The organism is Dokdonia sp. PRO95, assembly GCF_000355805.1.
Classification (GTDB): Bacteria; Bacteroidota; Bacteroidia; order Flavobacteriales; family Flavobacteriaceae; genus Dokdonia.
Genome location: NZ_CM001837.1, coordinates 706,507 through 721,517, shown reverse-complemented (window position 1 = coordinate 721,517; position 15,011 = coordinate 706,507). Strand labels below are relative to the sequence as shown.

The window sequence follows — 15,011 nt, the reverse complement described above, 5'->3', positions numbered from 1 at the left end:
TAGGGCATTTACCCCAAAGTCAAGGTTTAATGGTTTTAAGAATACGCTTTCGCGAAAGCGTACTATAAACAACTACATTTCGTAAGCACTTACTTTCTTAGGGTCTGTCCATATAAATCCAAACACTAAAATAATATTAGTTACTACAAGAGAAAATGTCTGTACTGCTCGTAAGGTGCTTAATACCTCTCGTGAATACTGAAAATCCAGTTGGCCTACCACAAATGGAGCTAATGGGATAAAGGTGATTCCAAATAATAAGTACCCAGCAAACACAAAGAGTTCAAGTTGGTTTTTAAGCCTAAGCGGTGCATCGCTCTTAAGGCGGTCTATGGCATAGTACATTAATAAAACGACCAATAAAACCATGGCAATATTATAGATGATACTCATATAGTGAGTGACCACAGGCACTGTAAAGGCTCTAATAATAATGGCTATAATCATCACTGTAGATAACCACTTTACAATGCGTTTTCGAGTCGTGTTTTCTATATGATCATACACCATTTTATAAAACAAGATGTAAAACAAGAATGCATAAAGGTTATATGCCCAGTGATTATTGTGGTAGTAGTGTGAGTATATTTTAGCCATACTCTCAGTAATGACCGCAACCCAGAGAATATACAGTATGGTTTTTATAGGGAGGTGTTTGTACTTAGAAAAGTAGATAGTTGCCACAAGTGCCACTATAATTTCTGAGATATACATTAGAGTACTCAAGTAGGGGTTTCTTTAAGTTAGTGCTGTAAGGTAATAAATTATAAAGAGTGAACTTGTAAAATATTATACTCGTGGTGTGGTGTGTTACGCTTTCGCGAAAGTGTACTCGACACTAAAATTTCATATTAAATTAAGAGAAAACTGTATTTACGGCACTCGCGGCTTGTTATCAAAACGATAATACAGAGCAATCGCACAAAATAGAGTCGCCACTAAAAAAAGTAGAAACAAAATGGTCGCACAGACCAGCCATATGACAAGAACTTCTTCCTTAATCATTAGGTACGCCTTATTAAAGTTGCTGAATGTACTCCTCTATAAAAACCAAATGCAATCGTGCCATAACACGCAATTACTGCAATGAATTGAATAAGAAAAATTGCCTCATATAGAAAAACACTATCCGTAACAAGAAAGTATCTCGAAAACATTATAACGGGATATGAAATGTGGAATATCAAAAAACCAATACTCACCCACAAAAAGATATCTCTGCTATATGCTCCAATTTTATTACTTCTTAGTTGCTCTATTAGGTATAGCGTGAGTGCTATAATGATTAATATGGTAGATAACGTAAATGAGTATACAGGCCATTCATTAAAAGGGTCTTGAGTAATCGCAGTAATAGTAAATGCGATAGCGCTTATTACAATTAATACATTTGCTATAGCGATGCGTATATGATGTGATAAATGCAATCTTGTGATTATTAATAAGCCTAAACAAACGATAACCTCGTAAAAATTATAAAGTATCTCAAACCTATAGGGTGCTAGTAGTATGTGACAAGCAAACTCATTAATGGCGATATACCATAACAGCGGTAGCATCCATTTTAATGGGGTTGACTTGTACTTTTTATAATATACAGTTGCAGAGATTGCGGCAGCAAACTCAAATAATAGCACTATGTATATTAGGTAGTCCACAGGGTGTACAGTGTGTTGTTTTTAAGTAAGACTGTTTTACTTGTCCATTTCTATCTTATTTCCATAATAGAAGCCAAAGGCAATAGTGAGGTATGATAAAATGGACACTGTAAATTGAATATAATTTAACGATCTATGTATTTTATCTCCGTCACTTACAAACTCTCTTGCGAGTAAGATTACAGGGAATGAAATAAAAAATATTAGAAAACCGAGAGCAATCCATAGAAATAAATTTTTACTCATATTTAATACTTTGTCAGAATTTAATAACTCTATGAAATAGATTAATAATGAAATTAACACAGCACTTGTAAAAATGGTGAAAGTAGTTCTCGAGAATTGTTTAAGTGGGTTTGAAAAATAGATACTTATCAAAAAAGTGAGAAAACAAAAAGCAGAAAGTGCAAATACAATTTTCTTTCTCAATGAATCTGAAATTTGTGTGCCAATCAGATATACAAAACTTGCAGGTACTATGATGCGATACAAATTGTAAAGTAGGTATCCAGTTTCAGTTCTTGCAAATAAGTACTGACCTAATACCTCATTAATAGGTATGTACCACATTATAATTAGTAGCAATTTGAGTTTTGAATTCCGATACTTATAGAAATATATAGCCGCAAATATTGCTGCTATATATTCAGATGTTATTACTGCAATTTTGAATTCTTCATACATTTAAAACGGCTTAGTTTTATTGAAAATCATCTGGATCATTTTTTGGTGGTGGATTCCAAGGCAAACTATTCCCCGCTAAACTCTGTACGCCATTCTGTATGGGCATTGTTAAGTCTGCTCTATTAGATTTTTCAGATGGAATCTTAATAAGCTTCCCTACAGGTACAGCTGTACTTTTATTACCGTCTGTTTTTATTGCAAAAGCTACATCATCTCTAATGTCTCCTTTTTGTCCTGCCTCCATTATAGGGTTTAAAAAAACGGTCGCCCTGCCATCATTTTTACCTTTCTTATACTGAGAAAAATAAATACGTAAGCCTGAGATTTTAGTATCATTTGCCAGTTTTGCTTGTTCCTCAATAAAAGCTAGGTATGCCTTAAGGTCTTTGTACTCCATAGATAATGAGCGAGTTGCTTGTATATAACGATCATCTTCCGGCTTAATAGAGTCACCTTCTTTATCGATGTTTACTGATTTTTCTATAAGTGGTACTCTTTGGTTCCCAAACCTGTGGTACATATCTTCTGCTTCTTGCAATGAAATTATGGTGCTAGGTACAGCCAGAGGTTCTTCATCGTGGTCATCTGTGTGAGGCGTACCCTTGGTTTCACCGCCGCAGCTTAGCATTATGAATCCGCCCAATAAAAGGAAGGTTAGAAATTTACATGTTTTCATGTGTATTAGAATTTTGGTTAGTATTAATGAAAATAAAACGTTAACCAAGCTAGGGAAATACAAGTATACTATGCATACTACTCATGAGGTAGGGGTAAATGTCCCTTTATAGGGAATGAGCATAGTTCGTTCAGGTCATGATTATTGAGTCATTTTGAAAATGAGACAGCCATAAAGAATCATCACTTGCCGTGATAACTTCATTACTGCAAACTACAACGCATAAATGTAATTGATACAATATCAAATATATGAAGATGATTTTAAACAAACTGCCCTCATTTCAATCCACTGAGAAATCACATATGAGTATGCAGGTTCAAGTGAGAAAAGTTGAAACTGAATTTTAAATTATCGTCATTTCGACCTTGTGGAGAAATCACATAATAGTAAGCAGGTTTAAATGAGAATTTCATTCAAGTCCCCTCCTTAGAAGGAGGGCTAGGGAGGATGTTCCACAAGAGTAAGCAAGAAAAGTTGAACCTGAATTTGAACTTGAAATCGAAACCCTCGTCATTTCGACCTTGTGGAGAAATCACATATGAGTAAGCAGGTTCGAGTATGAACAATCAGTTTCTAAGCTTGTTTCTGAGATTTCTCCCAACGTCGAGATGACAGGAGCCGAAATTGAATCTGAAATCCAATTCAAGTCCCCTTCTTCGAAGGAGGGCTAGGGAGGATGTTTCACACGAGTAAGCACACTCAAGCAAGAAAAGTCGAAACTGAACTTGAAATTATCGTCATTTCGACCTTGTGGAGAAATCACATACGAGTAAACACGCAAGAGTAAGAACCCCAACATAGCAACTTCCCAAAGCTAGATAATGAGATCTCTCCTAACGTCGAGATGACAAAAGCTCAAACTGATGCTGTATTCTAGTCCCCTCCTTCGAAGGAGGGCTAGGGAGGATGTTTCACACGAGTAAGCACACTCAAGCAAGAAAAGTCAAAACTGAAACTGAACTTGAAATCGAAACCCTCGTCATTTCGACCCTGTGGAGAAATCACATAACAGTGAGCGCACCTGAGTAAGCACACCTGAGTATGAACAATCAGTTTCTAAGCTTGTTTCTGAAATCTCTCCTAACGTCGAGATGACAAAAGCACAAATTGATGCTGTATTCCAGTCCCCTCCTTCGAAGGAGGGCTAGGGAGGATGTTCCACAAGAGTAAGTACATCCGAGTAAGCAGGCAAGAGTAAGCACAGCCCTGTTTGAAATCTAAAGCTAGGGAGGATGTTCCACAGGAGTAAGCACATCCGAGTAAGCAGGCAAGAGTAAGCATCCAATTCCCACAAAAAAAATCCAACATACCTAAGTACATTGGATTTATAATAGTTGATATATTCACATTTTCGCGAAAGCGAAAGAAAGTATTTTCTAAAACTCTGCGTGACCAGGGAAACGTGGGTAAGGTATTACGTCACGTATGTTTGTCATTCCCGTTACAAATAGCACAAGGCGCTCAAAACCAAGACCAAAACCACTATGTGTACATGTTCCAAACTTGCGAGTATCTAGGTACCAAGAAAGCTCCTCCTCAGAAATATCAAGTGCAGCCATTTTCTCCTTAAGAACATCTAGACGCTCCTCACGCTGTGATCCTCCTACCATCTCACCTATTCCAGGGAAAAGTACATCCATCGCGCGTACGGTCTTACCATCTTCGTTAAGACGCATATAAAATGCCTTGATGTTTGCTGGGTAATCAAATAAGATTACTGGGCAGTTAAAGTGCTTTTCTACAAGGTAACGCTCATGCTCAGACTGTAAATCTGCTCCCCATTCATTAATAGGGTATTTGAACTTTTTCTTCTTATTAGGCTTACTATTACGTAAGATGTCAATTGCCTCCGTATAGCTTACACGCTTGAAGTTGTTGTCTACTATAAAGCTCAGCTTCTCGCGTAGTGCCATAGGCGCACGATCTGCTTGTGGCTTGCTTTTATCTTCTTGAATTAATCTGTTTTCTAGAAATTCAAGATCATCTTGACAGTTTTCTAGTGCGTAGTTAATTACGTACTTGATAAAATCTTCGGCAAGATCCATGTTTCCATCTAGATCACAAAAAGCCATCTCTGGTTCTACCATCCAGAATTCTGCAAGGTGACGAGAAGTGTTACTATTTTCTGCTCTAAAGGTAGGTCCAAAGGTGTAAATCTTCCCAAGTCCTAATGCATACGTCTCTCCTTCTAGCTGTCCAGAAACCGTAAGGTTAGTCTCTTTGCCAAAAAAGTCCTTGCTGTAATCAATCTTTCCATCTTCTGTGCGCGGCGGATTTTCTGGGTCAAGCGCGCTTACGCGAAACATCTCACCAGCTCCCTCTGCATCACTACCAGTAATGATAGGCGTATGTGCATGGAAGTAGCCGTTTTTATTAAAATACTCATGTATGGCAAACGATAACTTTGAGCGTAAACGCATTACAGCGCCAAAGGTGTTGGTGCGAACTCTTAAGTGTGCCTGCTCACGTAATTTTTCTAGTGTGTGACGCTTAGGAGAGAGTATCGTATTTTTTAATTCTTGAGGATCTGCATCGCCCTCAATCTGGATATCTTTTACTTTTATTTCTATGCGTTGCCCACTACCTTGACTTTCTTCTAAGGTTCCTTTTATGGCAACGGCAGCACCTGTTGTGATACGCTTTAAAAGTGCTTCGTCTGTATTTTCAAAATCGACTACACACTGAAGGTTATTAATAGTAGAACCATCATTAAGTGCGATAAACTGGTTTCCGCGGAAGGATCTTACCCATCCTTTTACCGTAAATTCTTGATGAATTTTGTCACTTTCGAGTAGCGCTATAATAGGCGTATGTGTCATTGTATCTTATTTAAATGAATTCTCTAGATAGAGGGCAAATATAAAAGATTTTTGTGGTAGGGTAAGGGGTAAATAGACTGAAATATACGCTAAGGCGCATTACTCTTTATTGAGATTTGCAGCAGTGCTCAAGTTGAGGTGTAAAAAAGGTTTTTACGCTTTCGCGAAAGCGTACCCTTAAGGGTTTAAGAACTGCCCGTTCCATGTTCCATCTTCAAGTCTAAAACTCGCTCTAATGTGGTTAGGTCTCTTAAGCTGAAGAAACTCTAAATGTGTAGGTGCAATCTCAATAATAGTAAAATAATGCGTGTTCTCAAGGTAGTCTACCACATCTGGGTTTGAAATCTCTGATCCAGGAGCATCAGTGGTAGTGTAATCTTTTTTTGATGAGGGCTGCACGCCGCTGTAATAGCGTTGCAGCTCTACGGGGTCTGTAATGATGGAAGCGTTTCCTGTAATTTTAATCTGCAGCAATTTTTTAGGATGGTAAAAGAGCAAGCTAGTAACATCATTTTGGAGTAACTGAGCAATTTTATTGGATCTACTGTCAGTATAAATTCTCAGTTTAAAATCGTCTGTAACCTGTCTTAGTACAACAGTTCTTAGTGCAGGAACTCCAGAAGCATCTACCGTTCCCATAGTGGTGTACCTAAACGGGTGTCCCTTTTTGTTGACGCCAAGTTGTAACTCGTCTTGTGCTTTTTTAAAATACTGATCTGTCATGCCTTTTTGTATAAAGATACAAAGGGAATGCCTAGTTACTCAAGCTCTTTATCAGCAGTTTCTTCATCACCCTCACGTTCCACAATTTGTAGTGCAGGTTCTTTAAAGGTGTCTTTATTTGCAATCTCTTTTTCTAGAGATAACAACAGTGATGGTAATAGTAAAAGGTTTGCTAGCATTGCAAAGAGAAGTGTTGCGCTTACAAGACCACCTAGTGCTACAGTTCCTCCAAAGCTACTAATCATGAACACAGAGAAGCCAAAGAATAATACAATTGAGGTGTAAAACATGCTTACACCTGTCTCACGTAGCGAACCGTAAACAGATTTTTTGATCTTCCATTTATTAGCTTTTAGCTCCTGACGGTATTTGGCAAGAAAGTGAATTGTGTCATCTACAGAGATCCCAAAGGCAATACTAAAAACAAGTATTGTAGATGGCTTGATAGGGATGCCTATAAAGCCCATCATACCCGCCGTAACTAGTAGTGGTAATAAATTAGGGATGAGAGACACTATAATCATACGTAGCGACTTGAACATCCACGCCATGAATAGCGCGATAAGTAAGATGGCAAGTGATAGACTTATCACAAGGTTCATTACGAGGTAATCTGTTCCTTTTTGAAAAACGAGTGCAGTACCTGTCATGGTAACCTCATAGCGTTCTTCAGGGAAGAGTTTGTCTATTTTTAATTGAATATTTTCTTCAGCACGTTCCATCTTGTCAGTACCTACATCTTTCATGAAAGTGGTGATTCTGGCATATTGACCCGTACTATCTACGTAGGCTCCCATGAGGTTCTCATCATTATCAAAACTCTTTGCATACGGCAGTATAAAATTGCGCTCGTTGCTGGTAGGAAGTTGGTAGTATTTAGGATTTCCATTAAAGTAGGCTTGCTTTGCATACTTTACAAGATTTACTATAGATATAGGTGCAGAGAGTTCTGGTTGCTCCTCTATGGTAGCGCTTAGCTCTTCCATGCGTTTAAGGGTGGCAAGCTTCATGACTCCTTGTTTTTTCTTAGTGTCAATTAGAATTTCTAATGGCATAATCCCATCAAATTCTTCCTCAAAAAACTTTATGTCTTTATAGAAGTCGGCTTTTTTAGGCATGTCTTCTATGAGCGAACCAGATATGCGTATTTGATAAATACCTATAATACTCAAAGCAAGTAATAATACACTAGAGGCATAAATTGCAGTGCGTCTAGTGCGTACCATGCGCTCCATCCAGTTTACAAACCCTTCTATCCAAGTTTTACCTAGGTGTTTAAGGTGCTTCTCCTTAGGAGGCGACATGTAACTGTAAATGATAGGAATGATAAGTAAGCTAAGTAAAAATATAGCAATGATATTGATACTTGCAACCACACCGAACTCGCTTAGCAGCGAACTCTCAGTAAGAATAAACGTAGCAAATCCAGAAGCTGTCGTAATGTTAGTCATTAAGGTTGCATTACCTACTTTGGTAATAACACGCTGTAATGCTTTTACTTGGTTACCGTGATTTTTATACTCTTGCTGGTACTTATTAATTAAGAAAATACAGTTAGGAATCCCAATCACAATAATAAGCGGTGGGATAATAGCTGTAAGTACTGTAATCTCATACCCAAGTAATCCTAAGAACCCAAAAGCCCACATCACACCTATGATTACCGTAATCATGGAGATAAAGGTGGCTCTGTATGATCTAAAGAAAAAGAAAAATATAAAAGAAGTAACTAGTAATGCTGCACCTACAAAAATGCCTATCTCATCAATAATATTTTGAGCATTGAGCGTTCGTATGTATGGCATCCCACTGGTGCGCACATCGATGTCGTAATCTTTTTCAAAAGTCGCGATCGCTGGCATAAGATCATTTACTACAAAATCTAAACGCGCAGGAGTGTTGATTAAATCTTTCTTAAGGTATACCGCAGAGCGTACGGTACCTGTCTCTTTATTGTAAATCAGATTTTCATAAAATGGTAAATCGTCAAAGAGTAATTTTCTATAACTAGCAGCACTTTCGGCAGTGAGCGTGCTATCTGTCATGAAGGGAACAAGATCAAATCGCTGCGGATTTTCTTGTTTGTCTAATATCTTGAGATCTTTAAGAGAAAGGGATAATGCAACAGCATCTGCCTTTGCAATCTTGGTAGATAAGTCATTCCAAGCGGTAAGTACCTCAGGAGTAAAAAGACGTTCGTCTTGTATTCCTAACACAATGAGGTTCCCCTCCTCACCAAACTTATCTTTAAAATTCTGGTATTCTAGATTTACTTCATGGTCGTCAGGAAGTAAGTTTGCCTCTGTATAGGTAAAGCGCATATTGCGCCATTGGAAACCTAAGAAAATGGTGAAACCCACAATAAGAATGAGAATCAAAGGACGATTGCGTAGTATTAAACTCGCTACAGACTCCCAAAAACCTTTACTCAGAAATTTTGCCATTGACTTGTTTTAGCACCGCAAAGATATTCTTTTGGATGCAGATATGCGGGTAAATTGACAAAGGCTTGTAGGTGGTAGGGGTTACGCTTTCGCGAAAGCGTAAAAAATTAACCTAGGTTCAGTAAATTGAATGAGATTACGATAAGTTTACTACAGTTTGAGATTAAAGGTAAACTTAAACGCAATGTTATCTCCCCAGTTAGGTAAGTGATATGCGCCATAACGGTAGGTGAGACTCGTTCCAAAACCAAAGAGCAGCTTGTTGAGTTCAAAACCAGTTTCTGTATATCCTTTACTAAGCGAGCCAAACTCCCCGATATCGAGGTGATCTTCTGGGTTACTTATATCTCCTATAGCAAAACGGCTTATAAAAACCAATTCTGGTTTAAAGCTCTTAGAGATATTAAATGGCGCCAGTCTATGTTTTACCTGAGCAGTAAGCAATTTGTCTGAAAAGAATTCTCCAAAAAACATAGTCTCAAAACTATTAACCCCAGCCACCGAAAAACGCTGAAGTATCGTTTCCTTAGTAGGCGCATTAGGAAAAGCGTGAAACAAGTGTGTAATAGGTAAATCTCCAAAACCAACGTTCCCTTCTACAAGAAACTCCGTAGCAGATTTGTTGAGTCTATCTACTCTGTAAAATACTTTGGCGGCAAGTTTTGTAAATTCGAGATCACCTCCTAGACCATCAATAGCCTGAGATACTTGGCCAGAGATTATAGGATACCCCTCGTAAACAGGAACAATATCATTATCTGTTTTTAAGTATTTATTAGACGGACTCCAGCGGAAAGAGGCAGTGACTTCAGAAATATCATAATTGCGTATGATGTTTCCGTTATTGTTGTATCGATATGGTGTTGTCTGATCTAGTCTTCTATGAGCAATCTGTAGCTCAGAAAGTAATTGTGGTGTTAATCTGTATTCAAGATTTAAACGGGTAGTACGGTGTTTGTAAAACTGTGTGATGTTTACAAGGCGTGGCTCAAAGAGTGAATACACACGGCGATCTGTTAAATATGCATAATTACCTACTTCTTCAAGATCACTGTTGTACGTTCCAGAAATCCATGCTCCCTTGTCTGGATCTAGGAGATAGCCAGCTCCTATACCATACTTGACATCTTGATCCTTAAATCCATATGCACCATAGCCCTCTATACGGAAACGCTTAGAGAAAGACTCATTAGTCACTCCACCAAGGCCAAGTCTCAAACCCTCATAATTATTGAATTTTACAGGATAAGTAAGGTCAAAATCGAAGGCGTCAAAACTAAAATAACCAATACTAAAATTATTAGTAGTCCCTAATCTACGTTCTATGTTTTCGGCATTTACAATGCGTTCTAGTTCTGAGAAACTGCGTTCATCTTTGCTAGATAGCGGGGTTGTACGATAGTTTTGCCAGAACGATTCTGCTTGCTCGCTTGCTCCTTCCTTAAAAGTAATAGCATACTTAGAATCTGGAATGGCAACATCGCCGTTTACATTATGGTTGCTCATTCTAGTAGTAGCTACAAGAAACTTACGAGTGACCATATCTTCTAGCACTTCGTTTTCTATAGTGCCTATGGAGATACGCCCTTTAAAGAAAGACAGCTTGCGATCTTCACTTCCTTTATCTAGAAATAACTCTCGCTGCTGTGGTAAATAAATGTTTGCGTCTTCTATGTAGGTGTACTCTTGATTGAGAATAATGTTAAGCTTATCTGTAATACGCACTTGCACGCCTTTTATAGCGAGTGAGTTTTTATCTAAGGTCATTGTCCCAGTAAGCCCAGGGATTTTCTTAGGTTTTTTAGGGCTAAAACTTACTTGGTAGTCTCCATTTACATCGCCAGAAGTAATACTGTAATTATAATTGCGCATTCCTCTTTTTGAGAGAATTCCCGCATAGCGATTATTAAAAATCACAAAATCATCATCATAAAATGACCGTGATTGCACATTTACAGCAAAAACCTCATATCGCGGATTCTTAAAACCAGCAAGCTGATATCCAATAATATTCTCCGAAAACTGGTGATCCTCTGTAAATTGTAGTTGGCTTACTTTCTCAGAAAAGAAGTTGTGTGTGCTTCCATTGAGACTATCGGTAATAACCGTTTTCTCATAAACGTCATACGTGTAAGAAGCGAGTATCTCTCGTGGGTCGTTCTTAGATTTATTTTCTATTGCTTGCGTAATAATGTCCAGTTCATCAGGCTCATTTTGAGCTACCGCATTAAAACTTAAGCATAAGAGTAAGGCAATTATAAACGGACGCATAGGGTAGGTTGAAAGGTAAATGTATTAAAAAAGCGACCACATGGTCGCTTTTTTATAATTGTTTAACGTCTGTAGTATTATACAGTCATAATCTCTTCTTCTTTCTTACTTAAGACTTCTTCTATCTTCTTGATATGAATATCTGTAAGCTTCTGGATATCTACTTCTGCATTTGCCTTTTCATCTTCAGAGGCGTCATCTACTTTTTTGATATCGTTATTGGCATTTTTACGGTCATTACGCACACCTACCTTTGAGTCTTCTGCTTCTGAGCGAGCTTGTTTTACAAGATCTTTACGTCTTTCCTCTGTAAGTGGCGGAACGTTAATGATAATGTTTTCCCCATTATTCATAGGGTTAAAACCTAAGTTTGCATTTATAATAGCTTTTTCAATCTCTTGCATTAAGCTTTTCTCCCACGGCTGTACAGTTATTGTGCGACCATCTGGAGTGTTTACATTTGCCACTTGGCTCAAAGGCGTAGGGCTCCCGTAATAGTTTACCATTAAACCTTGTAGCATTGCTGGGCTTGCTTTTCCTGCACGTATGGTAAGTAATCGTTTTGCTAAGTGTACAATGGCATCATCCATTGCTTCTTTGGCAGTATCTACTATAAATTTTAAATCTTCGTTCATGGTAATATAATTATGATAGCAAGTTTACAAAAATTGAGCCAATTCTCTTGACGTTAGTTTACGGTAGTACCTATCGCATCACCAGAGACCACTTTCATCAAGTTGCCACGAGTATTCATATCAAAAACAATAATAGGTAACTCATTTTCTTGACTTAGTGTAAACGCCGTAGTGTCCATCACTTTTAAGCCTTTACGTAACACATCGTCAAAAGAGATATGATCATACTTAATAGCATCTGTATTTTTCTCAGGATCTGAGTTATAAATACCATCTACTCTCGTTCCCTTTAAAATTACATCTGCTTCTACTTCGATCGCTCTTAGTACTGCGGCAGAGTCTGTAGTAAAGTATGGATTACCTGTACCTGCCCCAAAAATGACAACACGTCCCTTTTTAAGGTGAGCCATCGCTTTACGGCGTATAAAAGGCTCGGCTACTTCATTAATCTTCACCGCTGTTTGTAGTCTTGTTTTTACGTCTGCTTGTTCTAGCGCGTCTTGTAGAGCTAGGCCATTTATTACAGTGGCAAGCATTCCCATGTGATCACTTTGTACGCGATCCATTCCTTTGCTAGCTCCCGCTACACCTCTAAAGATATTTCCGCCACCTATAACAATAGCAACTTCAACACCCTTTTCTGTTACTGCTTTAATGTCTTCTGCATATTCGGCAAGACGGTTTGGATCTATTCCGTACTGGCGATCTCCCATTAAGGCCTCACCAGAAAGTTTAAGTAATATTCTTTTATATTTCATAGTCTGTGTAGTTATGCAAATATACTATTTAAACAGAATGATTTAAAAATGTGTGGCAATGGTTTTTTACGCTTTCGCGAAAGCGGGCTTTTGTAAAACAGATATCTTCTCAAGTTCAATTAACTTGATTGTGATTGAAAATTCGTTTTGTTTAGGAAGCTGTTGTAGGGTTTTAATCTGTTGATTTAAAGTGTTTTGATGCTTTGTTTTAAGGGTGAAGTGATATTGGTTTGTGTCATACTCATTATAATTTTGGGGTAGTAATCACAAAAACAACATACAATGGCAAAACTACAAGCTACATCATTAAAGGTTATTGGTAACGCATCAAGCGGTATTGATATAGAAATTAAAACAGATATTGTCTTTAGTAAGCTCGATAAGCAACTGGATGTTATCTATTACATACAAGGATTTGTTTACGACGTAGATGGAGAGGAAGATATTATGATGCCGCTCATTAATGAGTTGCATTGTCAACTAGACGTTGAGCAAGTAAAAGACTCTTATTCTAACGAGGACGATATGATTTACAACAAGCTTGGCAAGAGTTATAAGGCAAGCAATGGTAATGCTACCGCCCGTTTTAAATTCCAATTACAAAAAGACCCGAGCTCCGTTAGACCAGGAAATTTTCTTGTAAGCAATAAGGTTATTGAGGCATTGCGAGATGAAAAAGATGGTTATGCTCTTGAACTCAAAGCAATGTTTGTACTCACTAATGAACTTAATGGCATTGCCATAAGTAGAAGTAAAGAGGTGTCTGTATCGATAATGGATCAGTACAATTCGTAGTCTTCTTTAAAGACCTAAAAAAACGCCTCCAGATGGAGGCGTTTTTAATATCAATAAAGTTTGTAAAGCGATTAAGCTAGACAAACGCTTTAGGTTGGTGTTTTATGTTTGCGCTTTCGCGAAAGCGGACTTTTTTTTCTAAGGAAAATATGCTCATTTTACGGATTTCCTTTTTTTAAAACTGTAAAATTGTCATAAGTTTGGCAGATAATCAATCAAAATATAAAATGAGTAGAAGTATTAAAAGTTTATTTAAACTGCTAGCTATTAGCTGTGTTATGATGTTTTTTTATAACGTGTGAGCGGGATGATATAGAGTCTGTGGAGTCATTAGAGAATGTATTTGTGTTATCCAGTGACGAGCAATCTATACCAACCATTACTTATCAATTATCTAAAGCTAAGTCGCTAGAGAACTATTTTAAGAGTAAAGGAATGGTCTATACAGGAGCTGCGCAGAGCGAGACAATCTTTACATTGCCACTTGGGACGGTAAACCTATAGAGTGGATTAAGTATTATGAATGAAGAAGCTGGTAAAGTTACTTATTCTTTTCCTTTGCACTCTTTTGAGAAAGAGGATGGTGTTCTTTATAGTTTTATTTTAAAAGAGAATGGTGATGGGACAGTCTCTAGTTCTTATATACTTGAATACAAAATGAGTGATGTTTTTTTTGCTGGATATAGTAGTGGACAATTGAGTCTGTCTCAATTTGAGGGAACTATGAGACGATTAGGATTAAATAGTTCACGTACTGCACGAGGGGCTGGAGAAGATCAACTCTGTCCTTATCAGACGGTAGGAGCAGGTGATGACAGTTCTAACTCGGGTACGGGTGACGGTAATATACCAAACGACCATGGCGATCCTATAGATGGAGATGGAGATAGTGGTACAGGTGATAGTAATGGGGGAGGGCCAGGCGGTTCAGGCGGTGGAACGCCTCCTGCTTTGGATTGTGTGACAACGACTATGGTTATTAATTAGTAACTTCGGTAGCCAACAAGAAATAGGTTTTTCTCAAAATATAGATGGAAGTTTAATTCCATTACCATCAGGAAGTACTGGGCATCAAGTAAATATTGAAATTACAGATACAACCCAAGGTTATGTGCATTGTCACTTAAATGATTTCGAGTCTGGTCTATTTGATGAAAATGGAAATCCAGAGATAATACAGCCGCGACGAATGTTCTCTTTAAAAGATTTTTTTAAATTTTTACAACTCCTGGATAACGCTCAAAATAATAATTTACCCCTAGACGAGGTCTTCGGTAGTATGTATTCAAGTTCTGGAAATTTTACACTTCGCTTTCAAGGGAACATTGTACCGCCTTTATCTAGTTATAATTCATATCTTCTAGAAATCGAGTATAACCAATATTTCGAAAAATATTCGAATAAAGAAAGAGCAATGCTTCATTTTATTGAAAATGCTGTTGGACTAGAAGGGGTTTCATTATTTAAAATAAGAAATGACGGAGTTATTAAGAAAAAATCTTTAAAAGAGAACGGTAGAGTTCTTAGTGAAAAATGTTAAGCAAA

At 37.6% G+C, this 15,011-nt stretch carries 14 protein-coding genes; 4 read left to right on the top strand and 10 right to left on the bottom strand.

The features are described 5' to 3' along the window. Positions 1-72: 72 nt before the first annotated feature. From D017_RS03060 to pyrH, 10 genes are all read right to left on the bottom strand, one after another. A complete protein-coding gene (locus tag D017_RS03060; RefSeq protein ID WP_152023856.1) occupies positions 73-726 on the bottom strand; it encodes a hypothetical protein in 654 nt (217 codons plus the stop codon). Positions 727-1,004: 278 nt separating this feature from the next. After that, the gene (locus D017_RS03055) at positions 1,005-1,658 is read right to left on the bottom strand and encodes a hypothetical protein (RefSeq protein WP_035334592.1); all 654 of its coding nucleotides are present in this window, start codon (positions 1,656-1,658) and stop codon (positions 1,005-1,007) included. Between the two features lie 36 nt (positions 1,659-1,694). Next, a complete protein-coding gene (locus D017_RS15255) occupies positions 1,695-1,904 on the bottom strand; it encodes a hypothetical protein (protein ID WP_152023855.1) in 210 nt (69 codons plus the stop codon). Positions 1,905-2,358: 454 nt separating this feature from the next. After that, entirely contained in the window at positions 2,359-3,018 is a 660-nt protein-coding gene (locus D017_RS03045) for a hypothetical protein (protein WP_160164953.1), read from the bottom strand. A 1,379-nt stretch (positions 3,019-4,397) separates the two neighbouring features. After that, positions 4,398-5,840 carry an asparagine--tRNA ligase gene (gene asnS, locus D017_RS03040; RefSeq protein ID WP_035334589.1) on the bottom strand — a complete coding sequence of 481 codons (1,443 nt, stop codon included), beginning with the start codon at positions 5,838-5,840 and terminating at the stop codon, positions 4,398-4,400. A gap of 177 nt (positions 5,841-6,017) precedes the next feature. After that, a complete protein-coding gene (locus tag D017_RS03035) occupies positions 6,018-6,563 on the bottom strand; it encodes a pyridoxamine 5'-phosphate oxidase family protein (protein WP_035334588.1) in 546 nt (181 codons plus the stop codon). Positions 6,564-6,598: 35 nt separating this feature from the next. Continuing rightward, the gene (locus tag D017_RS03030) at positions 6,599-9,007 is read right to left on the bottom strand and encodes an efflux RND transporter permease subunit (protein WP_035334587.1); all 2,409 of its coding nucleotides are present in this window, start codon (positions 9,005-9,007) and stop codon (positions 6,599-6,601) included. A 150-nt stretch (positions 9,008-9,157) separates the two neighbouring features. Beyond that, complete coding sequence (locus D017_RS03025) at positions 9,158-11,278, bottom strand: DUF5686 family protein (RefSeq protein ID WP_035334586.1); 2,121 nt, start codon at positions 11,276-11,278, stop codon at positions 9,158-9,160. Positions 11,279-11,355: 77 nt separating this feature from the next. Then, a complete protein-coding gene (frr, locus tag D017_RS03020; protein WP_035334585.1) occupies positions 11,356-11,913 on the bottom strand; it encodes a ribosome recycling factor in 558 nt (185 codons plus the stop codon). Positions 11,914-11,966: 53 nt separating this feature from the next. Further along, positions 11,967-12,671 carry a UMP kinase gene (gene pyrH / locus D017_RS03015; protein WP_035334584.1) on the bottom strand — a complete coding sequence of 235 codons (705 nt, stop codon included), beginning with the start codon at positions 12,669-12,671 and terminating at the stop codon, positions 11,967-11,969. 282 nt (positions 12,672-12,953) lie between these two features. Between pyrH and D017_RS03010 the strand changes: the two genes are divergently transcribed. The 4 genes from D017_RS03010 (at position 12,954) to D017_RS03000 (ending at position 15,006) form a co-directional block, all read left to right on the top strand. Continuing rightward, positions 12,954-13,466, top strand: a complete 513-nt coding sequence (locus D017_RS03010) for a hypothetical protein (protein WP_035334583.1) — start codon at positions 12,954-12,956, stop codon at positions 13,464-13,466. A 321-nt stretch (positions 13,467-13,787) separates the two neighbouring features. After that, positions 13,788-13,970: a hypothetical protein gene (locus tag D017_RS15250; protein ID WP_152023854.1), complete on the top strand. Its 183-nt coding sequence runs from the start codon at positions 13,788-13,790 to the stop codon at positions 13,968-13,970. A gap of 15 nt (positions 13,971-13,985) precedes the next feature. Continuing rightward, positions 13,986-14,453: a hypothetical protein gene (locus D017_RS03005; RefSeq protein ID WP_035334582.1), complete on the top strand. Its 468-nt coding sequence runs from the start codon at positions 13,986-13,988 to the stop codon at positions 14,451-14,453. A 202-nt stretch (positions 14,454-14,655) separates the two neighbouring features. Then, a complete protein-coding gene (locus tag D017_RS03000; protein ID WP_152023853.1) occupies positions 14,656-15,006 on the top strand; it encodes a hypothetical protein in 351 nt (116 codons plus the stop codon). Positions 15,007-15,011 lie beyond the last annotated feature (5 nt).